Annotated in this window: 22 protein-coding genes, 1 tRNA gene and 1 other RNA gene; 12 read left to right on the plus strand and 12 right to left on the minus strand. The window is 67.0% G+C overall.

Features of this window, described 5'->3' with window-relative positions:
- The first annotated feature begins 2 nt into the window (after positions 1 to 2).
- Positions 3 to 464, plus strand: coding sequence for an SRPBCC family protein (locus DMB86_RS14405; RefSeq protein WP_113718418.1), 462 nt, complete (start codon positions 3 to 5; stop codon positions 462 to 464).
- A gap of 49 nt (positions 465 to 513) precedes the next feature.
- On the opposite strand, the gene DMB86_RS14410 is transcribed toward DMB86_RS14405, so the two are convergent.
- Both DMB86_RS14410 and DMB86_RS14415 read right to left on the minus strand, forming a co-directional pair.
- Positions 514 to 993: an SRPBCC family protein gene (locus tag DMB86_RS14410; protein ID WP_113718419.1), complete on the minus strand. Its 480-nt coding sequence runs from the start codon at positions 991 to 993 to the stop codon at positions 514 to 516.
- Positions 994 to 1,008: 15 nt separating this feature from the next.
- Positions 1,009 to 1,365 carry an ArsR/SmtB family transcription factor gene (locus DMB86_RS14415; protein WP_113718420.1) on the minus strand — a complete coding sequence of 119 codons (357 nt, stop codon included), beginning with the start codon at positions 1,363 to 1,365 and terminating at the stop codon, positions 1,009 to 1,011.
- Between the two features lie 480 nt (positions 1,366 to 1,845).
- Here DMB86_RS14415 and DMB86_RS14420 point away from each other — a divergent pair, with 480 nt between their 5' ends.
- Positions 1,846 to 3,099 carry an IS110 family RNA-guided transposase gene (locus DMB86_RS14420; protein ID WP_113717488.1) on the plus strand — a complete coding sequence of 418 codons (1,254 nt, stop codon included), beginning with the start codon at positions 1,846 to 1,848 and terminating at the stop codon, positions 3,097 to 3,099.
- A 17-nt stretch (positions 3,100 to 3,116) separates the two neighbouring features.
- Here DMB86_RS14420 and DMB86_RS14425 read toward each other — a convergent pair whose 3' ends face one another.
- From DMB86_RS14425 to map, 3 genes are all read right to left on the minus strand, one after another.
- Positions 3,117 to 4,484, minus strand: a complete 1,368-nt coding sequence (locus DMB86_RS14425; protein ID WP_113718421.1) for a glutamate decarboxylase — start codon at positions 4,482 to 4,484, stop codon at positions 3,117 to 3,119.
- 41 nt (positions 4,485 to 4,525) lie between these two features.
- On the minus strand, positions 4,526 to 5,353 hold the full coding sequence (locus tag DMB86_RS14430) for a putative protein N(5)-glutamine methyltransferase (RefSeq protein ID WP_113718422.1): 828 nt from the start codon (positions 5,351 to 5,353) through the stop codon (positions 4,526 to 4,528).
- A 136-nt stretch (positions 5,354 to 5,489) separates the two neighbouring features.
- Positions 5,490 to 6,257, minus strand: a complete 768-nt coding sequence (gene map / locus DMB86_RS14435; protein ID WP_113718423.1) for a type I methionyl aminopeptidase — start codon at positions 6,255 to 6,257, stop codon at positions 5,490 to 5,492.
- A 70-nt stretch (positions 6,258 to 6,327) separates the two neighbouring features.
- Between map and DMB86_RS14440 the strand changes: the two genes are divergently transcribed.
- Positions 6,328 to 7,026: a DNA alkylation repair protein gene (locus tag DMB86_RS14440; RefSeq protein ID WP_113718424.1), complete on the plus strand. Its 699-nt coding sequence runs from the start codon at positions 6,328 to 6,330 to the stop codon at positions 7,024 to 7,026.
- Positions 7,027 to 7,048: 22 nt separating this feature from the next.
- Here DMB86_RS14440 and mptB (DMB86_RS14445) read toward each other — a convergent pair whose 3' ends face one another.
- The gene (gene mptB / locus DMB86_RS14445; protein ID WP_227878399.1) at positions 7,049 to 8,584 is read right to left on the minus strand and encodes a polyprenol phosphomannose-dependent alpha 1,6 mannosyltransferase MptB; all 1,536 of its coding nucleotides are present in this window, start codon (positions 8,582 to 8,584) and stop codon (positions 7,049 to 7,051) included.
- Positions 8,585 to 8,826: 242 nt separating this feature from the next.
- Between mptB (DMB86_RS14445) and DMB86_RS14450 the strand changes: the two genes are divergently transcribed.
- The 3 genes from DMB86_RS14450 (at position 8,827) to DMB86_RS20365 (ending at position 12,708) form a co-directional block, all read left to right on the plus strand.
- A complete protein-coding gene (locus tag DMB86_RS14450; RefSeq protein ID WP_227878767.1) occupies positions 8,827 to 10,155 on the plus strand; it encodes a glycosyltransferase 87 family protein in 1,329 nt (442 codons plus the stop codon).
- A gap of 103 nt (positions 10,156 to 10,258) precedes the next feature.
- Positions 10,259 to 11,458 carry a hypothetical protein gene (locus tag DMB86_RS14455; protein ID WP_418202280.1) on the plus strand — a complete coding sequence of 400 codons (1,200 nt, stop codon included), beginning with the start codon at positions 10,259 to 10,261 and terminating at the stop codon, positions 11,456 to 11,458.
- 770 nt (positions 11,459 to 12,228) lie between these two features.
- A complete protein-coding gene (locus DMB86_RS20365) occupies positions 12,229 to 12,708 on the plus strand; it encodes a DUF559 domain-containing protein (RefSeq protein ID WP_129545551.1) in 480 nt (159 codons plus the stop codon).
- A gap of 209 nt (positions 12,709 to 12,917) precedes the next feature.
- On the opposite strand, the gene mptB (DMB86_RS14465) is transcribed toward DMB86_RS20365, so the two are convergent.
- Positions 12,918 to 14,420: a polyprenol phosphomannose-dependent alpha 1,6 mannosyltransferase MptB gene (gene mptB / locus DMB86_RS14465; RefSeq protein ID WP_129545552.1), complete on the minus strand. Its 1,503-nt coding sequence runs from the start codon at positions 14,418 to 14,420 to the stop codon at positions 12,918 to 12,920.
- Between the two features lie 163 nt (positions 14,421 to 14,583).
- Between mptB (DMB86_RS14465) and orn the strand changes: the two genes are divergently transcribed.
- The 6 genes from orn to DMB86_RS14495 all read left to right on the plus strand — a co-directional run bounded on the left by orn (position 14,584) and on the right by DMB86_RS14495 (position 20,510).
- Positions 14,584 to 15,186, plus strand: a complete 603-nt coding sequence (orn, locus tag DMB86_RS14470; RefSeq protein ID WP_113718430.1) for an oligoribonuclease — start codon at positions 14,584 to 14,586, stop codon at positions 15,184 to 15,186.
- A gap of 170 nt (positions 15,187 to 15,356) precedes the next feature.
- Positions 15,357 to 15,429: transfer RNA gene (locus DMB86_RS14475), tRNA-His, on the plus strand.
- Between the two features lie 122 nt (positions 15,430 to 15,551).
- A complete protein-coding gene (gene def, locus DMB86_RS14480) occupies positions 15,552 to 16,124 on the plus strand; it encodes a peptide deformylase (RefSeq protein WP_113718431.1) in 573 nt (190 codons plus the stop codon).
- Between the two features lie 168 nt (positions 16,125 to 16,292).
- The gene (locus DMB86_RS14485) at positions 16,293 to 17,735 is read left to right on the plus strand and encodes a sugar porter family MFS transporter (RefSeq protein WP_113718432.1); all 1,443 of its coding nucleotides are present in this window, start codon (positions 16,293 to 16,295) and stop codon (positions 17,733 to 17,735) included.
- 149 nt (positions 17,736 to 17,884) lie between these two features.
- A complete protein-coding gene (locus tag DMB86_RS14490; protein ID WP_113718433.1) occupies positions 17,885 to 18,742 on the plus strand; it encodes an acyltransferase domain-containing protein in 858 nt (285 codons plus the stop codon).
- A 160-nt stretch (positions 18,743 to 18,902) separates the two neighbouring features.
- Positions 18,903 to 20,510 carry a peptide chain release factor 3 gene (locus DMB86_RS14495; RefSeq protein WP_113718434.1) on the plus strand — a complete coding sequence of 536 codons (1,608 nt, stop codon included), beginning with the start codon at positions 18,903 to 18,905 and terminating at the stop codon, positions 20,508 to 20,510.
- Between the two features lie 20 nt (positions 20,511 to 20,530).
- Here DMB86_RS14495 and DMB86_RS14500 read toward each other — a convergent pair whose 3' ends face one another.
- The 5 genes from DMB86_RS14500 to DMB86_RS14520 form a co-directional block, all read right to left on the minus strand.
- Positions 20,531 to 20,719, minus strand: a complete 189-nt coding sequence (locus tag DMB86_RS14500) for a hypothetical protein (protein ID WP_113718435.1) — start codon at positions 20,717 to 20,719, stop codon at positions 20,531 to 20,533.
- A 78-nt stretch (positions 20,720 to 20,797) separates the two neighbouring features.
- Complete coding sequence (locus DMB86_RS14505; protein WP_113718436.1) at positions 20,798 to 21,745, minus strand: GmrSD restriction endonuclease domain-containing protein; 948 nt, start codon at positions 21,743 to 21,745, stop codon at positions 20,798 to 20,800.
- 426 nt (positions 21,746 to 22,171) lie between these two features.
- Positions 22,172 to 22,765 (minus strand): GNAT family N-acetyltransferase, encoded by a 594-nt coding sequence (locus DMB86_RS14510; RefSeq protein ID WP_113718437.1) that lies wholly within the window; start codon positions 22,763 to 22,765, stop codon positions 22,172 to 22,174.
- Between the two features lie 58 nt (positions 22,766 to 22,823).
- An RNA gene (rnpB, locus tag DMB86_RS14515) (RNase P RNA component class A) lies at positions 22,824 to 23,205 on the minus strand.
- 98 nt (positions 23,206 to 23,303) lie between these two features.
- Entirely contained in the window at positions 23,304 to 24,800 is a 1,497-nt protein-coding gene (locus tag DMB86_RS14520) for a glyceraldehyde-3-phosphate dehydrogenase (protein ID WP_418202333.1), read from the minus strand.
- Positions 24,801 to 24,824 lie beyond the last annotated feature (24 nt).

The raw sequence follows: 24,824 nt of genomic DNA on the forward strand, positions 1-24,824 counted from the left end.
GCATGTCGACTTTCACGGTTGAACGCAGCGCCGTCATCCCCGCGCCCGTCACAGCGATTTATCCGCTCGTTGAGAGCTTCCGCGAGTGGACCAAGTGGTCGCCGTGGGAGACCATCGACCCCACCATGCAACGCAGCTATGACGGTCCTGTCACCGGCGTGGGAGCGAAGTATGCCTGGAAGGGCAACGGCAGGGCCGGCGCCGGCACCATGGAGTTGACCGGCGCGACGGCCGCCGAAATTACCATCCGGCTCGAGTTCACACGGCCGATGAGGTCCGTCAACCAGATCACCTTTAACTTCGCGCCCGTAGGGGCCGGCACCCGGGTCACTTGGACCATGTCCGGTGAAAGCAGGGGCATCAACAAGTTGTTCATGCTCTTCATGAATATGGACAAGATGGTGGGCCGCGACTTTGACAAGGGGCTGGCGCGACTGGCCCAGGCGGTGTCCGGGAAGGCGTAGCTGGATCGGGGCTTCAGGTTCGGCCGGCAACCCGGCCGACTGCTTCCCGCTACTTCTTGGCCAGCAGTTCCTCCAGGCGATCATATCCTTCGGCCATGCCGCCCTCCATACCGGAGCCCATCATGCCGTCACGGTCCTCCTGGGATTGGAACGCGGTGTGATTGACGATCCGCGTCCGCCCACCCAGGTCCTCAAAGGCCACCCGGTCCAGGCTCACGTGGCCGGGGAAACCGTCGTATTCGAAGGTCTGGACGATGCCCTGGTTGGGGGAAACGTCGTGGAAGACCCCACGGAATCCGTAGACGTTGCCGTCCGGGTCGGTGTGCGTGTACGCCCAGGTGCCGCCAATGCGCGCATCCCAGGAACTGATGTCCATGACCATTGCCCGCGGTCCGAGCCACTGGGCCACGAGCTCCGGGTCGGTGTACGCGCGGAACACGTCTGCCACCGGCGCGTTCACCTCGCGGACACTGTCCACGAAGGGCACGCCGGGCTCGGCCGAGACGACGAGGGCGTTGTTTGTTGTCATCTTTCCCAACTTCTTTCAAACAGAGTCGTGACTGTCGGCAGCTTTCATGCTCGCCAGGACGTGGTCCAGCGCCCGAAAGCGCGCTTCCGCAACCAGCCGGTAGCCGTCAATCCAGGAGGTCAATTCCTCGAGGGCCGCCGGAGCCAGATGGCACGGGCGGCGCTGGCCATCCCGCGTCCGAGTGATCAACCCGGCCTTTTCCAGCACCTGGATGTGCTTGGAGATGGCCTGTTTGCTCATCGTGAACGGTTCCGCGAGCTCGTTCACCGTGGCCGAGCTGCGCGACAGACGCGCCACCAGCCTCCGGCGGACGGGATCGGCCAGCGCCAGAAAGGCCCTGTCCAGCCGGTGCTCAACGTCCGTGTCCTGCATATGCCGCTGCCTATGATCAATCATTTTGTTTATCAACCTCTTGGTTGATTATTAAACGTTAAGCCCGCGTCGGCCGTCCGTCAAGGCCTTTCATGAGTTCCTCAGCGGTTCGGCGCGGGCCGTGTCCCGCAGGGCCGCTGCCCCATATTCCCGGCCTAGCAAATGGGCGGCTTCGCCGCGCCAGTGGGTGCCGAAAATGTGTGCGCTTCCGTGGCGCCGTGTGTGCGCTTCCGTGGCGCCGTGTGCCCTTGCCCGGCGGTGTTGCCGGGGTGATGATGGTGGTGTCTGTGATCGTCGACGCCGGTGCGACTATGATGCCTTGAGCTTGTGGACTAGCTTGGCGCGGAGGGCTTCCATGGGCACCGTGGATTGTTGCTTCGAGCACGCGTATCAGTTTCCTTAGTTTTATCCCGCCCTCCCCTTCACGGGCACGCACCCCGTGCCGGGGCGCAGCATGTCTGTACCGTTGGAGGGATTGTGATGGGAACCAAGGATCCGAATGATGTGGTGTACCGCCGTGTGGCGGGCATGGATGTGTCCAAGAGTGATGTGAAGGTTTGCGTGAGGGTGCCCTCGACCCAGCGCAACCGGTACCATTCCGAGGTCACGACCTGGGGTGCGACGGTGCCGGAGATCATGAAGCTGAAGGCGTTCCTGGAAGAAGCGCAGCTGGAGTTGGTCGTGATGGAGTCCACCAGCGATTATTGGAAGCCGTACTTCTACCTGCTCGAGGACACCGTCCCGGTGCAGCTGGTCAACGCCCGCCAGGCACGGAACCTGCCAGGGCGCAAGACGGACGTTTCCGATGCCCACTGGCTGGCGAAGACCGCCTCGTGGGGGATGCTCGCACCTTCGTTCGTGCCACCCCCGCCAATCCGGGTGTTGCGGGATTTGACCCGGGCCCGCAGCACGATCACCTTCGGGCGCGCCAGTGAACTGCAGCGGCTGGAGAAGTACCTGGAAAGCACCGGAAGCAAGCTCTCCTCCGTGGTCTCGGACCTGGACGGGGTGACCTCCACGCTGATCCTGCGCGCCCTGGCCGGCGGTGAACGCGACCCGAAGGCGCTGGCCGCCCTGGCCAAGGGCCGGCTGAAGAACAAGACCGACGAGCTGGAGCAGGCCCTCACCGGGATCCGCTTCACCGCACACGACGCGTTCATGGTCGCCTTCCACCTGGACGAGCTGAACGCCCAGCAGGCACGCCTGGCCGCCCTCGATGCGCAGATCACCGAGGCGTTTGCGCCCTTTCGCACCGACATCGAACTGCTCTCCACGATCCCGGGCGTGAAGACCACCATCGCCCAAGTCATCATCGCCGAAACAGGCGGGAACATGGCCGCGTTTCCCACCTCGGCCCAACTCGCTTCCTGGGCCGGCGTCGCGCCCGGCAACAACGAATCCGCCGGCCGCCACAAGCCCGCCGCGACCAGCAAGGGCGACAAGTACCTCAAGGCCGCCCTCGGGCAGGCCGCGCTGAACATCGCCAAGCAAAAGGGCGGCTTCCTGCCCACACGCTACAAAAGAATCGCCAACCGCCGCGGCAAGCCCCGCGCCATCGTCGCCACCGGACACACACTCATCACGGACATCTGGAACATGCTCGCCAACGGCGTCGCCTACGAAGAACCACACCCGCGCCGATACGACCAGGCCAACAACGACAGGACCCGCCAACACGCCCTCAGGGCACTCAAGCAGCTTGGATACGAGGTGACACTCACCCAGGCGGCCTAACCCACCCTATTTTCGTATCAGTGGTGGAACGCGATGCGCGCCGGCGCCAGCCCCGACAGCCGTTCCACAGACCTGGCCAGGTCAGCCAGGAAGGCCTCCGCCAGGTCAAACGTCAACCCATTGCGCACCACCACGCGCAGCACGTCGACGCCGGCCATTCCTTCCGGCATGGGATAGGCGGGCACGATCCACCCAAAGCTGCGCAACTCGTGGGAAAGGTCGTAGACGGAGTAGGTATCCGGCGTCGTCAACGAAAAGGCAAGCACCGGCAGTTCCTCGCCGCGGCTGAGGAGTGTGAACACGCCCAGCTTCTCCACGCCGCCGGCAATGTACCGGGCGATGTCCCGCGAACGCTGCTGGATGCGCCGGTATCCCTCGAAACCGTAGCGCACCAGAACGTAATATTGCGCGATCACCTGGGCGGCGGGGCGGGAAAAGTTCAGCGCGAACGTCGGCATGGAGCCGCCCAGGTAGTCGACGCTGAAGATCAGGTCCGAGGGAAGGTCATCCGTGCTGCGCCAGAGAACCCAGCCCACGCCGGGATAGACGAGCCCGTATTTGTGCCCGGAGGAGTTGATGGACCTGACCCGGTCCAGCCGGAAGTCCCACGGCACCTCGGGGTCTAGGAAGGGCGCAATGAACCCGCCGGACGCGGCATCGACATGGACCGGCACGTCCAGCCCCGTGTCCAGTGCCAGCCGGTCAAGGGCGGCGGCGATCTGTGCCACCGGCTCGTAGGAGCCGTCAAAGGTGGAGCCAAGAACGGCGACGACGCCGATCGTGTTTTCGTCGCAGGCCGCGACCGCCTGTGCGGCGGTCAGGTGGGTGGCGCCGTCGAGCGGGATCAGCCGTGCCTCCACGTCCCAGTAGCGGGCGAACTTTTCCCAGCACACCTGCACGTTCGCGCCCATCACGAGGTTGGGTTTGGTGGCGTCCTTTCCCTCGGCCTTCCTGCGCGCCCGCCACCGCCACTTCAGGGCCAGGCCGGCGAGCATGGCGGCCTCCGAGGAACCCGTGGTGGAACATCCGACGGCGTCCGTGCCCCCGGTGGGCGGCGGCGCGTTCCACAGGTTGGCCAGGATGTTGACGCAGCGGCGCTCAATCTCGGCCGACTGCGGGTATTCATCCTTGTCGATGATGTTCTTTTCCAACGACTCCTGGATCAGCGTCGCGGCCTCCGGCTCCATCCAGGTGGTGACAAAGGTGGCAAGGTTCTGCCGTGCATTGCCGTCGAGCATGAGTTCGTCCTGGACAAACCGCAGGGCAGCCGCCGCGTCCTGCGTGGTGCGCGGCAGCCGGTGCTTGGGAATCGCCCCCACTCCCCCGTCGAAGGCAGGGTCCAGTACCGTCTCGTCAGGTCGGGCGTGGTGCTTGTGCAGGCTCATGAATGGCTCCGTCGTTCGAGGCATGGTTGCCTCTGACGAGGTTAGCTTCTGATCTCCCCGCTGAACAGGCCGACCACCGCCGTTCCATCGAGCACCTCCGAATGCACGCTGGAGGCCCGGAAGCCGCTGCGTTCCAGGATCCTGACCGACTCCGCCGCCTGGGTGGGGCTGGTTTCCATGATCAGGTGCCCGCCTGGACTCAGCCACTCCGGGGCATCGGCCGCGATGCGCCGCTGGATGTCCAGCCCGTCGTCACCGCCGTTCAGGGCGGCATCCGGTTCAAAGAACCGTGCTTCCTGCGGCATGAAGGCAATGTCCTGAGTGGGGACGTACGGCGCATTGGCGGTGATGATGCCGATCCGGCCGTGCAGGTCCGGGGGCAGCGGCGCAAACAGGTCCCCGCAGTAGGCGGCACCGGAAAGGTGTGCCAGGTTTTCCGCCGCGCATTCCACGGCCGCCTGGTCGATGTCCGCCGCATGGATTTCCAACCCCGGAAATTCGACGCCGAGCGCCGCAGCGATCGCCCCACTGCCACAACACAGGTCAAGCGCGACGGCGTTCAACCCGCGTCCCGTTGTGTGCTGGAGACGGCGGAGGATCTGGGCGGCCTGCACGACCAGAAATTCGGTGCGGAGGCGCGGCACAAAAACCCCTGGGGCCACCTTCATCCGCAGGCCGTGAAATGCCGCCCAGCCCACGATGTGCTCCAGCGGCAGGCCCTCGACGCGGCGCTGCACCATGGTGTCCAATTCCTGCGCGCTGCGAGCCGCTTCGAGGAGAATTTCAGCCTCATCCTCGGCATAGACGCAGCCGGCGTCGCGCAGCCGGGCTGCGAGCGTTGCGGCCGTCAACTCGGGAAAGAACTCCATATCAGTCCAACAGTAGCGCGCGATGGCCGCCGCGGCGGCAGGTTTCAGCAGGCCCGCTCATTCCGCCAGTCCCGGCGGTGGACACCCGCCAGACGTGTGCGCTCACCGGGATCCCGACTTCGCCGGCCCGCGGAATTTACGGCAGCGTCAGGACAAGCGGCCCCTCGGCCGTGACGGCCACGGTGTGCTCGGCATGCGCCGCCCGCCGTCCGCTCGGTGTCCGCAGGGTCCAGCCGTCGGCGTCGTGCGTGTATTCATCGCGGCCGCCCAGGATCAGCATTGGCTCGATCGCGATGACCAGGCCCTCGGCCAGCTTGATGCCGCGGCCGGGGAGCCCGTCGTTGGGCACGTGCGGTTCCTCGTGCATGGCGCGGCCGATGCCGTGGCCGCCGTGGCCGGCCAGGATTCCGTAACCTGCGCGGCGGGCGTCCCGGCCGATGGCGTGGCTGATGTCACCGATGGTGTTGCCGGGCCGGGCCGCCGCGATGCCGCGCGCCAGGGCCGCCTCCGTGGCCTCGATGAGGGCCACGTCCTCGGGCCGCGGCGTGCCGACGGTGAAGCTGATGGCGGAGTCCGCGCACCAGCCGTCCAGGAAGGCGCCGGCGTCGATGCTGACCACGTCGCCATCAGCCAGGCGCAGGCCGTTGGCGATGCCGTGGACAATGGCGTCGTTCACGCTGGCGCAGATCACGCCCGGGTACGGCACGGGTGCCCAGCGCGGATGGTAGCCCAGGAACGCGGGCACGGCGCCGGCGCCGGAAAACACCGTGGCGGCCACGTCGTCGAGCTCCGTGAGTGCCGTGCCCACCTCCGCGTGCGCCTTCACAGCCGCCAGCGCCTGTGCCACCACCCGCCCGGCCTCGCGCATGGCCGCGATCTCCTCGACCGACTTGATCTGGCTCATCGAGCCCCTTTCCCGCAGTTGTGGAACCCACATTACTTGGGCGCCCGCCCGCCGCCGCTACGCTGTGGACATGAAGTACGACGCCGCTGCCCCCAACGCTGTCTTCCTCGCCTCCCTGCGCCCGGCCCTGGAGCGGATCGCGGAACCGGGGAGGGCAGAGGGCATGGCCGCCTACATGAAGTCCGCCCTGCCGTATCTGGGCGTGCGCTCCCCCGGGGTGCGCCGGACCGTGCGGGCCCTGGCGAAGGAACATCCCTTTGCGGACGTAGAGCAGCTGCATTCCACGGCGGCCCAGTTGTGGGGCGGGGCCGAATTCCGCGAGGAACGCTACGCGGCGATCATGGTGACGGATACGCGGCTGGCCCGCGGAGAGCTTGGACTGCTGCCTTTCTACACGGCCGTCATTGCCGAGGGACAGTGGTGGGATTACGTGGATTCCGTGGCGCCGCGCCTGTGCGAACTGCTCCTGGCGCATCCGGCCACGATGGATCCGCTGCTGCGTGAGTGGAGCCGCCACGCGAATTTCTGGTTCCGGCGGGCGGCCATCATCGTCCAGCTCCCGGCCAAGTCCGCAACAGACACCGTGCTGCTGCACGACGTCCTCGCCGCCAACCTGGCAGACCGGGAGTTTTTCATCCGCAAGGCGATCGGCTGGGCGCTGCGCCAACACGCACGGAGCGACCCGGCCTGGGTGCTGGACTTTGTGGACCGCTACTCCGGCGGACTCAGCCCGCTCTCACGCCGCGAGGCACTCAAGCACCTCGGTTAGCGGACCGCGCGCGGAGAACGTGTCACGTGCTCGGGTCCCGGGCCACATCCGCTGCAGCCCTCGAGGGGCGGAAGAGCCTGCGCGTCTTCCTGTCCGCCAGCATGAGCCACAGCGCACCGAGCACGCCTACCCCGATGGCCACGCTGCGCACGGCCACCACGGGAATCCACTGGAACACACTCAGCTGGTCCGTCAGCGCGATCAGGGTGAAGAACATGGAGAGGTAGAACACCGCCCGCAGCGTCCAGCCGTCCCGGATGCCGGTGACCGCGAACAACGCCAGCAGCCACAACATATACCAGGGCTGGATCATCGGGGCCAGGAGCACCACGGCGGCAAACGCCCAGGCCATGCGGCGCAGCACCGCCTGGCTGTACCGGACGCCCTCGGAGGGGCCGCCGCCCGGGCCTGCATCCGGCGTCGTACGCACCTTGGCCAGTGCCAGCAGCACCACGATGAGGATCGACGCGCCCTGGCCGATGGCCTGAATGACTCCGGTCACCACCGCCCCGGCGCCCCCCACCAGCCCCACCAGGAAGCCGGCCACGTGCGAAAACATGCCCACCGGCGCGTACCAGATCCACACGGTGCCCGGGGTCTGCAATGCCGCCAGCCAGCCGAAGCCGAGCCCGTTGACCAGGCCCATGGCGGCCATGATTCCCATGGAGATGGCCAAGGTGGCGGCCCACAAGCCAAACTTGCGCAGCCAGCCCGACCGGGATCCGGCCCACAGCAGGCCCACGAACGGCAGGGCGATGAGCGTGATGGGCTTGATCGCAATCGACAGGGTGACCAGCACAATGCCCCACACCGGATGCCTGGCCGACGCGTAATAGACACCCGCCACGACCAAGCCCAGCATGAGCGAGTCGTTGTGGACGCTGCCGATGAAGTTGATGAGCAGGACCGGATTCAGGACCACCAGCCACAGGGCGCGGTCCGGGTTAAAGCCGTGCCGCTCGGCCAGCCGGGGCACGTAGATGGCGAGGAGCACGATGCCGAGCAGGCTCGCCAGCCGGAACGGGACCAGCGCCAGTTCCGGGCTGCCGCCGGCCAGCCCGACGGCGGCCTGCTCCAGCCACAGCCACACCGGGCCGTAGGGGGTGGGAGCCTCCGTCCAGAGCACGTCCGGACCCAGGTTGTAGTAGTTGCTCAACGCGGAAATACCGTTGGTGTACGGGTCCAGGCCCTGCTGCATCAGGCGCCCCTGGCCGATATAGGCGTAGGAGTCGCGGCTGAAGAGCGGCAGGGCCAGCATCATGGGGGCGGTCCAGAGGGCCAGCGCCTTGAGCAGCAGCGGCCGGCAGGACGGATCCCAGCCCGCCAAGTGCTGGGACAGCCGCAGCCACGCGCGAAGCATCAGCAGCGCGCCGATGCACAGCAGCACGGTGCACGTGATGACGGCCTCGGGGGTGGTCCTGGCCAGGATAAACAGCGGCGTGCGGATCAGGGGGGACACGCTGGTCGCCATCCAGCCGACGCCAAAGGAACCCAGCAGCAGCATGAGCGAACCGGCAAAGCCCTGCCACACCGCCGACCGGACTGTCCAGCTGCCCACCGGCTCCTTCACTGGCCCCGGACTCCTCGTCTCGCGCTCGGCAACTTCCCGGCTGGTCAAATACTCACTCCTGAACAATCGCTGGCGGGCACATCCTTCGCACGCTTATACCGCCCCGAGCCCGCGGGCGAACCAGTGGAGGGAACACGGGCTGCGCTAACATGATAGGGGCCGAGGGGCACCTTATCTTGGCAGTCTACCCAACCACGCTCCACCCAACCACGCTTGAGAAGGACCCAACCATCTCCACGGACTCATTCTTCGCCGCGCTCTCCCGCTTCCGGGACCGCATCCTGCCGGCACCTGCCCAGGCCTGGTTGAAAACACCCCTGGGGCTGTGGAGCGTTTTCGGCGCCGTCCACCTCTTTTTCCTGATCTTTGCCGCGGTGCTTTCCCTGCGCGGCGAGGCGTTCAGCGACACCTTCATCTACCGCACCTGGGCCGCCACCGGCTTTGACGAAAGCCGCATCACCGGCCCCAGCCCCTGGGTGTACCCCATCCTGGCGCTGCTCCCCATGGCCGTGGCGCACGTGTTTGGCAATGCGCCGTTCCTGTTCCTGTGGGTGCTGATGATCAGCGCGCTGAACTTCCTGGCCGTGGCCAAGCTCACGAGCTGGGGCCGCCGGCGCAGCGCCATTCCGGCCGCACTGTGGTGGCTGGGGTTCACCGCGCTGCTCGGCTGGCTCGGTTTTGCCCGCGTGGACGGGTTCACGGCGCCGGTGGTGCTGATAGCCCTGTCCATCGGCGTGGCCCAGCCGTTCCTGACCTCGTGCATCCTGAGTTTGGCGACGTGGATGAAGGTCTGGCCGGCCGCCGTCGTACTGGCGCTTTTCACCGTGGTCCGGCGGCGGGTGCGCGTGGTGCTCGCCGGCGTGCTCGCCACCGCGCTGGTCGTTGCCCTGGCGCTCTCCATGCACGCCCTGCCCAAGCTGCTGAACTTCCTGCTCCAGCAGGGCGACCGCGGCATGCAGCTCGAGGCCACCTTCACCACGCCGTGGCTGTGGATGAGCGTGCTGGGGCTGGGTGGGGCGCGCATGTACATGAACCAGGACATCAACTCCATGCAGGTGGACGGCCCCGGCACCGAGGTGATGAGCGTGCTGATGCAGCCGCTGCTCATCGCCGCCGCGCTGCTGGTGGCCGGGCTGATCTTCTGGGCGCTGCACACGGGCAAGCGCAACGGCGGCGCGGACCGCACCGAGCTGCTGCTCCTGGGCGCCCTGGCGCTGGTCACCGCGTTTGTGGTGTTCAACAAGGTTGGTTCGCCGCAGTTCATGGTGTGGCTTTCCCCCGCCGTGGCCGTGGGACTGGCGCACAGCTGGCGGGCCTGGCGCGTGCCTGCCACCCTGCTGATCGCCATCGGCGTGCTGACCTTTGTGGTCTACCCCCTCTTTTACGACGCCCTCTCCCACAACAACCCCGTCATGGCCGCCGTGCTGACGCTGCGCAACCTGATGCTGGTGGTGTTGTTTGTGTGGTCCGTGCGCGAGCTTTTCCTGATGGGCCGCCGCCCCTCCTCCGTTCCTTCCCAGCACGACGCCGGAACCCCCGCCGGCGCCAAGGAGTCCTAAGATTTCCACGCCACTTTTCGACCGGGTCCTGTACCGTGCCACCGCGCTGAGGAACCGGTTCCTCTCCCCCGCCGTGCTGGCCTGGTTCCGAACGCCCGCCAGCGTGTGGTGGGGCTTCACCGCCGTGCACCTGTTCTTCCTGGGCTGGATGTTCACGTTCTTTGTCCACGGCGAAACCTTCAGCGACACCGAGCAGTACCGGCAGTGGGCGCTGCTGGGCTACAACCCGTCCGAGCTCCACGGCACCATCAGCCCCTGGGTGTACCCGGTGCTGGCCCAGGTGCCCATCTTCGCGGCCAACATGTTCGGCCAGTCCCTGTACCTGCTCGGCTGGACGCTGGTCATCACGGCCCTGGACGCAGTGGGCCTGGCGTTCCTGACGCGCGGCAGGCGGGCCCGGAGCGGCATTGCGCCGGCCTGGTTTTGGCTGTTCTTCACCGTCTTCATGGGCTACCTCAGCTTTGCCCGCGTGGAGGGCATCACCGCGCCGATCGTGATCATCGCGCTGCTTTATGCGGCCGAGCGTCCCGCCGTCGCGGCGGTCCTGCTCGCAGTGGCGACGTGGGTCAAGGTCTGGCCGGCCGCCGTCGTCCTTCCCCTGCTGATCGCCAGCGCCAGGCGGGTGCGCGTACTCCTGTGCGGCGTGGCGGTCAGCGCCGTGGTGGCCGGTGCCACAGCGGCGTCTGGGGCCGGGCCCCATCTGCTGGACTTTGCCGTGAACCAGGGCGAACGCGGCATGCAGCTCGAGGCCACGTTCTCCACGCCGTGGGTGTGGCTCAGCGTCTTCAGGCTGGGCGGATCGAAGATTGCGGACAACGTGGCCATCAACTCCACGGAGGTGTACGGCCCGGGCGCGCCGCTGGCCGCGATGCTCATGCAGCCGCTGCTGATTGTCGCCGCCGTGGCCGGTGTTCTGCTCATGGTGTGGGCGTTGCGGCGCGGGGCCGAGCGGGAGGAGCTGCTGCTGGAGGGTTCGCTGCTGATGGTGACGGCGTTCATCGTGTTTAACAAGGTCGGCTCGCCGCAATTCATCATCTGGCTGGCGCCGGTGGTCGTTGCCGGTCTGGTCCACAACTGGGACCGCTGGAAGGTTCCGGCCACGCTGCTCATGGGGATCGCGTTCACCACCTTTGTGATCTACCCGCTGTTCTACACGCCGCTGATCCACGCAAACCCTGTCATGGCCGCCGTCCTGACCGTCCGCAACGTGCTCCTGGTGACGCTGCTGGTGTGGGCCGTGCGCCGCACCGCGGAACTGGGCCGTCGGGCGTCCGAGTCGGCCGCGGAAAGCGCACCGAGGTAGCTGGTTCGCTCCGAGGTCGCGGATCCATACGACCCACCTCTGCCGAGGTAGCCGGTGCACGCCGAGCCAGCGAACAATTACGGCGAGCCTCGATCCGATCCCGCTACTTCGCGGACAACACACGGGCGCCCCGTTATCCACAAAACGCAAAGTGAGACTGTTGGAGCGGCGCGGGAAGCGTCCAAGCTGGATGCATGAACACTTCATCATGGCTTGGCGCCCCCGGCCCGCCGCCCGAGCCCGACGAATCAGGCGGCGGCTTGAGACTTGTCTCCCAGAGCAGCGGGGAGCTGCCAGCCGGCGATTTTGCTGCACATCCATTCGCGCCGCGGCTGCCGAATGGCGAACACGCCTGGCGGACCTCCCAGCTGAATGCGGCCGGCCTGAATGCCGCCGCGATTGTCACGCTTCTTCGGGAGCGCGTCCTAGTCAGGGCCCGGCATGGTTGCTATGTCCGCGCAGAATACTGGGACAAATTCGACTCCAGGGCCCAGGAAAGGCTGAAAATCCTGCTGCATGCCCACGCCTCGGTTGCGTCATCGCCATCACAAGCCGTTTACAGCCATGCCTCTGCGGCGCGCCTTCACGGGCTCCCTCTCTGGCGTGCGGACAACTACATCCATTTGACCCGCAGATCGAAGACTTCGACAGTTGGCCGGGCCGCAGACGTCAAAATCCACTGCCGGGCGTTGCCCGACGGCCAATGCACCGAAATCGACGGGCTGCCGGCGACGAACGTGCTCCGGACAACGGTCGATTGCGCTCTCACCATGACGTACAAACAGGCGCTGATCCTCATGGACCACGCCCTTCGCACCGGCGTTGCCCGCGCAGCCCTCGAGCACGAAGCGGCCGCACTCGACGGGCACCGTGGAATCCGCATCTTCCGTGCCGCACTCGACTTCGCGTCCGGCTCCTCCGAATCGGCTGGTGAGTCCCTCACCCGCGACCTCATTTGCATCTGCAGAATTGAGCCGCCGGAGCTCCAGTTCAAACTCAGCACGCGGCACGGCAACTACCGCGCAGACTTCGCGTGGCCCCGATACAAGGTCATCCTGGAATTTGACGGGGAGGGCAAATATTTCGACTACCGGCCCACTGAACAGGTCGTTCGTGACGAACGCCGCCGCGAAAACGACCTGGTGGAGGCAGGCTGGACTGTTATCCGGATCGGCTGGTCGGACCTTTTCAACGAGCACCTGTTCAAAACCCGTTTGATGGCCGCCTTGCGAAAAGGCGGCGGGCGGTGAGTTCCTGTCTTGCCACCGCTCCATCACCGAGGTAGCCGGTCCGCGCCGAAACCACGCATCATCCCCCTCCCGGGTCGCCGAGGCAGCAGGTTCGCGCCGAGGCCGCCTGAAATTTCAGGGCGATTCGACGTCATGCCGCTACCTCGCGGCACCAGGCCCGCCGCACCAGGCCCGCCGAGCGCTTCGGGGCCCGCCATCTACTCCGGCGGCTACTTCGGCGAGGACCGCACGGGCCGGTGCAACAGGAGCTTCCGTGTGTGCACGTCCACCAGCAGCAGGTACACCACCGCGGCGAGCGCCACCCCGAAGGCCAGGGCGCGGGCGGAAACGGGCAGTTCCACGAAGTTCCACACAAACACTTGATCCTGGGCGCCAAACACCACGAAGAAGCCCACCACCACGTACATCAGCTTGACCTGCCAGTTATTCCGGATGCCCGTCGCGGCCAGGAAGGGCAGGAACCACAGCACGTACCAGGGCTGGATGATGGGCGCCAGAAGCACGACGGCGGCAAACGCCAGTCCGAGGCGCCGCACCACACGCTTCGGGTCGCCAAAAAGCACCAGCCAGCAGGCCGCGGCGATGCTGGCAAGCGTCAGCGCCGTGCGGAAAATGTCCGCGGCCGTGCCGCCGTCGAGCCCCACGGCATTCACCGCCAGCTCCACCATCTGGCCGCCAAAGCCCGACGGCGAATACCCGGTGTATCCGGGCGTGCCGTCGGTCAGCGCCCACGTCCAGCCCAGGCCGAGCCCGTGCGGCAGCCCGGCCAGCACCAGCAGCCCGCCGGACACCACGGCCGTGGCCGCCCAGCACAGGAACTTCCGGCCCCATCCCGCGGCGTGCCCCGCCCACAGCAGGCCGATGAACGGCAGCAGCACAATGGTGATCGGCTTGACCGCGATGGACGCCGTCACCAGCACGATTCCCAGCAGCGGCCTTCGGACGGCCGCGTAGTACGTGCCGGCCACGGCGAGGCCCACCATCAGCGCGTCGTTGTGGGCACTGGCTATGAAGGAAATCAAAAACAACGGATTCGCCGCCACAAGCCACAGGGCGCGGGCGCCCCCGATGCCGTGCAGGGCGGACAGCCTCGGAACATAAATGACACACAGGGCCACGCCAACGCAGGCCAGCAGCCGGAACAGCAGCACCGAGAAGTCCGGCTGGGCGCCCGTCACGGCCACCACGCCCTGGGCCAGCCACAGGAACAGCGGTCCGTAAGGTGTCCGGTTTTCCGCCCAGGACGGGTCCGCGCCCAGCATGAACCAGTTGCTCAGCGCGGAAATGCCGGTGTTGTATGGATTCAGGCCCTCGGACATGAGCCGCCCCTGGCCTGTGTAGGCGTAGACGTCCCGGGAGTAGATGGGAACGGCCAACACCAGGGGCGCGCCCCACAGGACCACTGCCAGCACCACCTCCCTCAGCGACCCGGTACCCCAGCCAGCCAGGCGCTGACCCAGCCGCAACCACGAGCGCAGCAGGACCATCGCGCCCACCACCAACAGCGCCGTGGAAACCAGAACGCCGGTGCCGTCGGTCCGCATCGCAATAACCAGCGGCTGGCGGATCATCGGCGAGCCGTTGGCGATCCACCCCACGCCCACCGACCCGGCCAGCAACAGCACCGACCCCGCAAGGCCCTGCAGCAGTGCGATCCGGGGGCGGTCACCTGCCCGGCCGACGGCACGGGTGGCGCGGGGTGGGGCTGCCATCAAAGCCTCCGGCCATTGAAAGTACGTCAAAAAGAGGATTCCGCGTGCCAGGCGCGGGCAAGCCTTGATTTTACCAGCGCCGCCGACGTCCGGGCCGGAGGCGCCAGTCCCCCGGGCCGGGACGTCCCCGGGAGCCAGGACCGGGAGGCGGTACATTGGACAGGTGCCTATTACAAATGAACGCATTGTGTGGATTGACTGCGAGATGACGGGCCTGGACGCCGTCAACGACGCCCTGATCGAGGTCGCGGTGCTGGTGACCGACTCCGAGCTGAACATTCTTGGCGACGGCGTGGACGTGGTCATTAAGCCCTCCGACGAGGCCCTGGCCCAGATGGGCGACTTCGTACGCACCATGCACACCACCTCCAAGCTGATCGACGAGCTGGCCGGCGGCACCACCATGGACGACGCGCAGGCCCAGGTGCTGGCCTACATCAAACAACACGTGCCCGTGCCCAACAAGGCTCCGCTGGCAGGCAACTCGATCGGCACCGACAAGGTGTTCCTGGCCCGCGACATGCCCGAGCTCGTCGAGCACCTCCACTACCGGGTCATCGACGTCTCCACCATCAAGGAACTCTCCCGCCGCTGGTACGCCCGCGCCTACTTTCAGGCGCCCGCGAAAACGGGAGGACACCGCGCTCTCGGCGACATCAAGGACAGCATCAACGAACTCATGTACTACCGCGAGGCCGTTTTCGTGCCGGCGCCGGGCCCCGATTCGGAGACCGCGAAGAAGATCGCGGCCAAGTTCGCGGGCTGAAAACAGCTTGACGACACGGAACCTGCAGGCCAAAAAATGGGATCTTAACCACATTTTCGCCCAACCGGCCGGTTTTGGTCATAAGCACCCGCGGGACCGGGTAGACTAGTCGTCGTTGCCCAAAGCGCGGAACACACCGTCACGGTGTGACTGCGGGACGGCTTCGCATGGTGGGATTAGCTCAGTTGGCAGAGCGCCTGGTTGTGGTCCAGGAGGTCGCGGGTTCAACCCCCGTATCTCACCCCCTTGGTGTAACGGCTACGAAACACCGAAACACCCCGGTCACTCGATCGGGGTGTTTTTCATTCCCCTGTCGTCCTCAGACAGGTCACTCACAGACCAGTCGTCCCATAAAAGGATCCGCCATGACCATCCATCCCGTGACCATTCTGGGCGACCCCGTGCTGCACCGCCGGGCGGAGGAGGTCAAGAGCTTCGATGGCGAGTTGAAATCCCTCGTCGCCGACCTTTTCGAGACCATGGACGCCGCCCACGGCGTGGGCCTGGCCGCCCCGCAGATCGGCATGGGCCTGCGCGTGTTCACTTACCAGATGGAGAACGACGACGGCGTCCCCGACCGGGGCGTTTTGGTGAACCCCTCACTGACGGTCGGGAAGATTTCGGGTAAGGCACCCGACCCGGACGACGAGGTGGAAGGCTGCCTCTCCGTCCCCGGCATCGACTTCCCGCTCAAGCGCGCCGAGTGGGCGCGCGTGCGCGGCTTCGACGCCGAAGGCCGGCCCGTGGACTTTGAGGCGACCGGATGGTTTGCACGGTGCATGCAGCACGAATACGACCACCTCGACGGCAAGCTCTACGTGGACCGCCTCAACGACCGCTACGGCCGCAAGGCCCGGCGGGCGGCCAAGGAACGCGGCTGGGGCGTGCCGGGCCTGACCTGGATGCCCGGCGTGGACCCGGACCCCTTCGGGCACTGACCTCCATCTCCCCTTCGGGATCAGCACCTCGCCATGGCGCACGCCTTCGATGCGGGTGCGCGGATTCCGCCTGCGCAGCGGTCATGGAGTAGCTTGGCGTAGAGCATTCTTTAGACGCCACATGAGCCGGCCGGTCCCCCTTTTTGGACGGCCGGCAAGGGGGAAACCATGACCGAGTCCACGACCACCGACACAGGTGCGGCGGCAAAAATACCCAAAAAGGTGATCGGCCTCGCCGTGGCGGGAGCCCTGGGAGGCTTCCTCTTCGGCTTCGATTCCTCAGTGGTTAACGGAGCCGTCGACGCCATCCAAGGCCAGTTCCACCTCGGTGAGGCACTCACGGGCTTCACAATCGCCGTCGCACTTCTGGGCTGCGCGGCAGGCGCCTACGTGGCAGGCAGGATCGCCGACGCCAAGGGCCGCATCCCGGCGATGAAGCTGGGCGCCCTGTTGTTTTTAGCCAGCGCCATCGGGACAGGCCTGGCGTTCAACGTGGTGGACCTGATCTTCTGGCGCCTCATCGGCGGCCTCGGCATCGGGCTGGCCTCTGTCATTGCCCCTGCCTACATCTCGGAGATCTCCCCGCGCCGCCACCGCGGCCGGCTGGCCTCGCTGCAACAGCTGGCGATCACGGTGGGCATCTTTGCCGCGCTGCTCTCCGACGCGCTGTTCGCCACCACAGCCGGGGGCGCCATCCATGAACTGTGGCTGGGCCTGCCGGCCTGGCGTTGGATGTTTCTCGCCGGCGCCGTGCCCGCCGTCGCCTACGGGTGGATCGCGTTCGTCCTCCCCGAATCACCGCGCTTCCTGGTCCTGAAGGGCAAGGAGGACAAGGCCAGGGAAGTCTTCCTGACGATTGCCCCCGCCGAGGACGCGGACCGGAGCATCCGCGACATCAAGGACGCCGTGAAGGAAGACTCCCTCGCGGCACGGAAAGGCTCGCTGCGCGGCAAGAGCTTTGGGCTGGTGCCGGTCGTCTGGATTGGCATCATCCTCTCCGTGCTGCAGCAGTTTGTTGGCATCAACGTCATTTTCTACTACTCCACCACGCTGTGGAAGGCGGTGGGCTTCCACGAAAGCGACTCGCTGACCATCTCCGTGGTCACCGCCGTCGTGAACATCCTGGTCACGCTGGTGGCGATCGCCCTTGTGGACAGGATCGGCCGCCGGCCTATCCTGCTCGCCGGCTCCACCGGCATGGCCATTTCGTTGGGCGCCATGGCGCTGGCCTTCTCCTCCGCCGCGGGCTCGGGCGCCAACATCACGCTTCCCGGCGCCTGGGGTCCTGTCGCCCTCGTCGCCGCGAACGTGTTCGTCATCAGCTTCGGCGCCTCATGGGGACCACTGGTGTGGGTGCTGCTGGGCGAGATCTTCCCGTCCCGCATCCGTGCGCGCGCGCTCGGACTGGCCGCCGCGGCGCAATGGATCGCCAACTTCCTGATCACGCTCAGCTTCCCCGCCATGGCCTCCGCCTCCCTGCCGCTGACCTACGGCATGTACGCCCTGTTCGCCGCGGCGTCGTTCTTCTTCGTCATGTTCAAGGTGCCCGAGACCAATGGCATGTCCCTGGAGCAGGCCGAAACGCTGTTCGTGAAGAAAGCCAAGTCCTAGCCCGCCGTCGAGGTTCGAGATCACGACGCCTCCGCGGCGGCGTGGAGGCGTCGTCATCTCGAACCTCAACTCTTGGACAGGTGGTCATCTCGAACCTCAACGGTCCGGGGCGTCGTGATCTCAACGGGGATTTTCGGTAAGCTGGCTTGATGATCCCGCACACCGCGCTGAGCACAGAACTGTCCTTGGACTACCTTGCGGTGGCGGAAGAAGACCGGGACGGCTGCCTGCAGCTGCTCGACGGCGAGACGGGTCCGGCGGCGGCGGCGGTGTTGGATTATCTCTTCGCCGCCCTCGGCAGCACTGACGCCGCGGTGCCGGAACCCGGGACGCCGGAACTGCCCGTCACAGAGAGCGACTGGCTGGAGGGCATGCTCCGCTTCGTGCCCGCCCTGCAGCATTGGCACGCCGAACTGGACATCCCCGACGTCGTCACGCGGGACACGTTGGCCGACTTTGGCCGCAACCTGGCCCTCAACCGGCGGGTCCACGGCCGGTTCGGAATGGACACTTGGAGGTGGCTCACCCACCACTTCACCGGCCGGCTCTTCGCCCTGGGCCGCCTGCAGTACCTGCTCCACCAGCCCGCGGTCACGATTCCCGGTGTCGCAGACGGCGAGTGGATCCTGGGCATTCACATCCCCGAAGACGGCGCCCTGGGCATGGCGCCCGTTGCGGAAAGCCTCGCCGCAGCCGGGCCGTTCTTCGCCACGCACTTTCCGGAACGGCCTGTCCGGATCGCGAACTGCGAGTCCTGGCTGCTGGACCCGTACCTGTCCGGCCACATGGACCAGTGGTCCAACATCTCCCGCTTCGCCGCCCTGTTCACCCCGTACGGGACTCCGCGCGATGAACCCACCGACGCCGTCTACTTCACCTTCCGCACCCGCGGCATGGACAACCTCTCCGAGCTTCCCCGCACGACGGCGCTCCAACAGTTGGTCCTTGACCGCATCGCCGGCGGAGGCACGTGGCAGGTCGGGTACGGCTGCCTGCAGCTTCCGTAACTCCGGCCCGGCTGCGGTAAACTTGGGAGTTGGCGTTTTCGCCCCGGCACCCGTGGCGCCGCGAACCGCAGGATCCGCACCCGTGGCGCCGCGACCCGCAGGTTGCCCCGGGGCAAGCCACGCCGTCGTTCATCGCGCTCCACCCCCAGAAAGCAGTCTTGTGTCTTCTCAGGTCCAGTCCCCCGTCCGTGCCTCGGAAATCACCGCCCAAGCGGGCCGGCGCCGCACCTTCGCCGTGATCTCCCACCCGGATGCCGGAAAGTCGACGCTGACCGAGGCCCTGGCGCTGCATGCGAAGGTGATCGGCACGGCCGGCGCCACGAACGGCAAGTCGAACCGCAAGGACACCGTCTCCGACTGGCAGCAGATGGAGAAGGACCGCGGCATCTCCATCAGCTCCGCGGCCCTGCAGTTCTCTTACCGGGATACCGTCATCAACCTCCTGGACACGCCCGGCCACGCCGACTTTTCCGAGGACACCTACCGGGTGCTGGCCGCCGTCGACTGCGCCGTGATGCTCGTGGACGCCGGCAAAGGCCTGGAGACGCAGACCATGAAGCTCTTCGAGGTGTGCCGCCAGCGCAACCTGCCCATCATCACCGTCATCAACAAGTGGGACCGCCCCGGCCTGGACCCGCTGGAGCTGATGGACGAGATCACCGAGCGCACGGGCCTGGCCCCGATGCCGCTGACCTGGGCCATCGGCATCGCCGGCGACTTTCGCGGCGTCTGGGACATCCAGCGCAACGAGTTCGCCAAGTTTGCCCGCAACAGCTCCGGCGCCCACATCGCCCTGACCGAATACCTGACGCCCGAGCAGGCGGCCGCGTCGGAGGGCGACGCCTGGCAGGACTCCATTGACGAGGCGTCGCTGGTGGTCGACGCCGGCGCGCCCCTGGATCTGGAGGCGTTCTACGCCGGCAAGGCCACGCCGCTGCTGTTCTCCTCCGCGGCCTTGAACTTTGGCGTCAAGCAGATCCTGGACACACTGGTGGACTACGCCCCCCCGGCCGCCCCGCGCCCCGAGGTCACCGGCGGCACCCGCCCCGTGGACGCGCCGTTCTCCGGCTTTGTCTTCAAGGTCCAGGCCGGGATGAACCAGGCCCACCGCGACCACGTGGCCTTCATCCGCGTCTGCTCCGGCATGTTTGAACGCGGCATGGTGGTCACGCAGGGACGCACCGGCAAATCCTTCGCCACCAAGTACGCCCAGCAGGTGTTTGGGCGTGAGCGCGAGGTGATCGACACCGCGTTTCCCGGCGACGTCGTCGGACTTGTCAATGCCTCCGCGCTGCGCGTGGGCGACAGCCTGTACGTGGAGGAGCCGGTGGAATACCCGGCCATCCCGTTGTTCGCGCCGGAGCACTTCCAGGTGGCCCGCTCCAAGGACCCCAGCAAGTACAAGCAGTTCCGCCGCGGCATCGAGCAGCTGGAACATGAAGGCGTCATCCAGGTGCTGCGCTCGGACCTGCGCGGGGACCAGGCTCCCGTGCTGGCCGCCGTCGGGCCCATGCAGTTTGAGGTGGTCGAGGACCGCATGCACCACGACTTCAACGCCCCCATGCGCCTGGAGCGCCTCCCCTATTCACTTGCCCGGCTGACGACGGCGGACGCGGAGGCCGTGCTGGGCTCCGTCCATGGCGCCGAGGTGCTTAAGCGCAGCGACGGTGAGTTTCTGGCGCTCTTCAATGACATCTGGGCCATGCGGCGCGTGGAAAAGAACCACCCGGACCTGCCGCTGGCCGAGATCGGCACCAGCCGGGAGTAGCCGCCCCGGGCCGGCTGGTCTTAGCTTTCCTTGGCCACGCGGTTGACGTCGGCGGCGGCAATGTCACGCAGCTCATGGAGCTGGTCCAGACGCTGCTGCGTGATCTTTCCCGCGTTGAAATCGGCGGTGGCCCGGGCCAGCTGACGGTTGGCCTCCTCAAGGTTGTCGTGGGCCAGCTGCATCGGGTCGTTGAAGTCTGATTCGCTCATAAAAGGCATCATTGCACCGTTTGCCGCGGCAGGCCACCAAGGCGCCGTTTGTGTCATGCGGCGTGTCCCCGGTGGCCGTCAGGATGGTGCCGCGTAGCCGGACGGAAGCGATTGAATGCCCGGGCAGGCGGCCAGCACCCGGGTCATGGCGGCCTTTTCCGGCGGCGTGACCCAGAGCCGGTAGGCGGCCTTGACGGAGACCTGCCGGGCAACGTACTGGCACCGGAACTTTTTGTCCGGCGGCAGCCACGTGGCGGCGTCCCCGTCCGATTTTTCCTGGTTCGCCGGGCCGTCAGCGGCCAGCAGGTTCAGGGGATCGTTCGCCAGGCTTTGGCGCTGCACGGGCGTGAGCCGCTGTGCGCCCGTCTGCCATGCGTTGCCCAGGGCCACCACATGGTCAATCTGGACGGCGGCGCTGGTGGCGGCACCGCGCCGGAACTCGATGGTGCGGCCGGTATACGGTTCAGCGAGCGTGCCGGCCTTGACCTGGCACAGCGACGCGCCTTCAAAGGTGGCGTGTTGCAGGTCGCGGCGCAGGACGTCGTTGCGGGTATCGCAGCCGTTGGCATCCGCGTCAAGCCAGGCCTCGCCGAATTCGCTCCGCTGGTAGTTCGTCTTCGGCGCCCGCCCCTTGACCTGCAGCGTGTCCAGCACGGCGAGGGCCGACGCCGGCCCCACGCGTACGACAGGGGTGCCCAGCCCCGGCGGCGGCGTGGACATGACGGGAGCCGGGCCGGCACCGGGCTCAAACGGCCACCGGCCGCTGGCATGAAGCCACCCGCCCAGGGCCGCGGTGAGCAGCACGGAAAGCGCCGCGGCCACCTGCAGCAGGCCCCGCTCCGGAGACCGGCGGGTTGGCGGGCGGGCGTCCGTGCCCTGGCTGTCCGTTTCCGGGCGGGCGTCCGTGCCCGGGCGGCTGTCCGTTTCCGGGGCACGGCGCCTGTCCCGGTCGCCGCATCCGTTCACACGGGTTCCGGCATGGGGCACGGACCGGCGCGCCGCAACAACTACTGCATGCCGGGCCATGGACCATCCCTTCCGCCTGTCCGGCTGTCCCACGCCCCCTCCGGGCAGGGCCGCCGCGGGCACGGCCGGCTCACCATGGTTCGAGTCTAGGCATCCGGCAGCGCCCGCGCCGAAAGTTATCCACACCCCCGTACCGGGCAATACGCCTCAGCTTGCACCGCTTCGAGCGTGCGCAGTGCCGGCCGCCGCGGGGGCGCATGGCTCCGGTCCACTTCCGCCATGCGCAGTGCCGGCCGCCGCGGGGGCGCATGGCCCCGGTCCACTTCCGCCATGCGCAGTGCCGGCCGCCGGCGCTGCGCCAGAAAACAAGCTGCGCAGCCCCCGCTCGTCTCCATCACGCATAATTTTGCTCCGCACCATGCGCGTGACGGCAATGCGCGGAACGTCTCGGCGAGGGCGTCGGCGCCACTTCACGGTCGGCGGAAATCAGCCCGCCAGTGCCTTGTACATGATGTGCAGGCCGACGGGTCCGAGCGAAGGGTGGTCGAACGCGTCGGGGATTGTCGTCATGATGTCGAAGCCGAGCGATTCCCACAGGTAGATTGCACCGGTGTTGGATTCAACCACCGCGTTGAACTGCATGGCGCGGTAGCCGTCGGCGATGCTTGCGTTGAGCACATGGTGGGCCAGGAGCCGGCCGTAGCCCTTGCCCTCGTGGTCGGGGTGGACCATGAACGATGCGTTGGCGATGTGGCTTCCGGCGCCGGGCAGGTTGGGGTGCAGCTGCGCGGTGGCCACGATCATCGGCGGCGACTGCCCGCCCGTTTCCTCCGTGACCACATAGGTGCGCGGTACGCGGAGGGCGGGTCCGGCGTCGTGCGTGGGAGGAGTGGGAGAAGTGGGAGAAGAGGGTGCAGCGGGAGCAGTGGGTTCAGCCACGGTTTCCGGCAGCCACTCGGCACGCAGCGACTCCTCGCTGGCATCGGGCGGGAAGGTGTAGGTCTCCCCGGCGCGGACGGTCGGCTCGATGACGGCCCAGATGCCGGGCCAGTCGGCGGCGGCTGCCTCGCGTATCAACATGCCCGCAAGTCTACGCACCCGGAGCGCAAACGGACCCAACGGCGTTACTCGGGGTGAATGGATAGGGCAGCCTGTACGCCGGGTTTTGTCATCCGCCGCAGTTGCCCGCGGCGGAGCGGCAACCATCCATCTACGAGCGCCGTTGCCGACGCCCTCCAGCGGCCTACCCAGGCACTCGGGCGGACAGCCCTCAATCATGCCCTGTCTGGCCTTGCTCCGGGTGGGGTTTACCTAGCTTCCCCAGTCACCTGGGGAACTGGTGGTCTCTTACACCACCGTTTCACCCTTACCTGCGTCGGTCTTGCGGCCGTGCGGGCGGTCTGTTCTCTGTGGCACTTTCCTGCGGGTCACCCCGAGTGGGCGTTACCCACCACCCCGTCCTGTGGAGCCCGGACGTTCCTCGAGCCGCTTGCGCGACGCGCGGTTGCCCAGCTGCCCTATCCGTGTCCCAGTCTACAGGCCGGGGCGACGGCGTCGGCGCCGCACCTGGCTGCTGCGAACCATGTACGACGCCGGAACCTGGCGTGGGTGCCTGGCCTTACGCCAGTGACGCAGAGGCGAGTGCCGACGGTGACGCCGCAGACGCCGGGGCGGGCTGGGCGTCGTCCCGAGCCGCATCCCGCGCCTCGGCCAGACCTGCGTCCGGGGCTGCGCCGTCGAGCGCGGGGAACTGGCGCGGGTGGACGCCGGCCATTTCCTCCATGACGCGCACCACCTGGCAGCTGTAACCGAATTCGTTGTCGTACCAGACGTAGAGCACCAGGTTCTTCTCCGTGCTGATGGTGGCCAGCCCGTCCACGATGCCGGCCCGGCGCGATCCCACGAAGTCGGTGGAGACCACTTCCGGGGAGTCGATGTAGTCGATCTGCTTGCGCAGGCCCGAGTTCAGCGACACGTCGCGCAGGTAGGTGTTGACCTCGTCCTTGGTGGTCCCCTTTTCCAGTGTCAGGTTCAGGATCGCCATGGACACGTTGGGCGTGGGGACGCGGATGGAGTTGCCCGTCAGCTTGCCCTCAAGCTCGGGCAGCGCCTTGGCGACGGCCTTGGCGGCGCCCGTTTCCGTCAGCACCATGTTCAGTGCGGCGGAACGGCCGCGGCGGTCGCCCTTGTGGAAGTTGTCCGTCAGGTTTTGGTCGTTCGTGAACGAGTGCACCGTTTCCACGTGGCCGTGGACGATGCCGTACTTGTCGTTGAGGACCTTCAGCACGGGCGTGATGGCGTTGGTGGTGCAGGACGCCGCCGTGACGATCTTGTCCTCGGGCAGGATCGCGCCGTGGTTGATGCCGTGCACGATGTTCTTCAGCGCGCCCTTGCCCGGGGCTGTCAGCAGCACGCGGGCAACGCCCGTGCTCTGCAGGTGCTGGGAGAGTCCCGCCTCGTCGCGCCAGCGGCCGGTGTTGTCCACCACCAGGGCGTCGCGGATGCCGTAGCTCGTGTAGTCGATCGTGGAGGGGCTGTCCGAGTAGATGACCTGGATGGCGATGCCGTTGGCCTGGATGACGTTGCGTTCCTGGTCCACCGTGATGGTGCCGGTGAACGGGCCGTGGACGGAGTCGCGGCGCAGCAGGCTGGCGCGCTTGGTGAGATCGGCGTCGCCGCCCTTGCGGACCACGATGGCCCGCAGGCGCAGGCCGTGGCCGCCGCCGGAGTGCTCAATGAGAATGCGGGCCAGCAGGCGGCCGATCCGGCCGAAGCCGTAGAGGACCACGTCGGTGCTGGTGCGCTCGTCCGCGCCGTAGCGGTTGACGACGTCGGCCAGTTCCGTGCGCAGAAAAGCCTCAAGGCTCGTTTCGTCCGAAGCCTTGAACCCGGCATTGAGGCGGGCCAGGTCCAAGGAGGCGGCGCCGAGCTGAAGGGTGACCAGGGTTTCCAGCAGGGGAAGCGTTTCCGCCAAGGGAAGTTCGACGTCGTCGATCTGGCGGGCGAAGCGGTGCGCCTTGAGCAGGTCGATCACCGACTGGTTGATCAGGGACCGGCCGTGGATGCTGGTGATCACGTTGTTTTCGCGGTAAAGGCGGCCAATGAGCGGAATCATGGATTCCGCCAGTGTCTCGCGCTG

The organism is Arthrobacter dokdonellae (assembly GCF_003268655.1).
GTDB classification, from domain to species: Bacteria; Actinomycetota; Actinomycetes; order Actinomycetales; family Micrococcaceae; genus Specibacter; species Specibacter dokdonellae.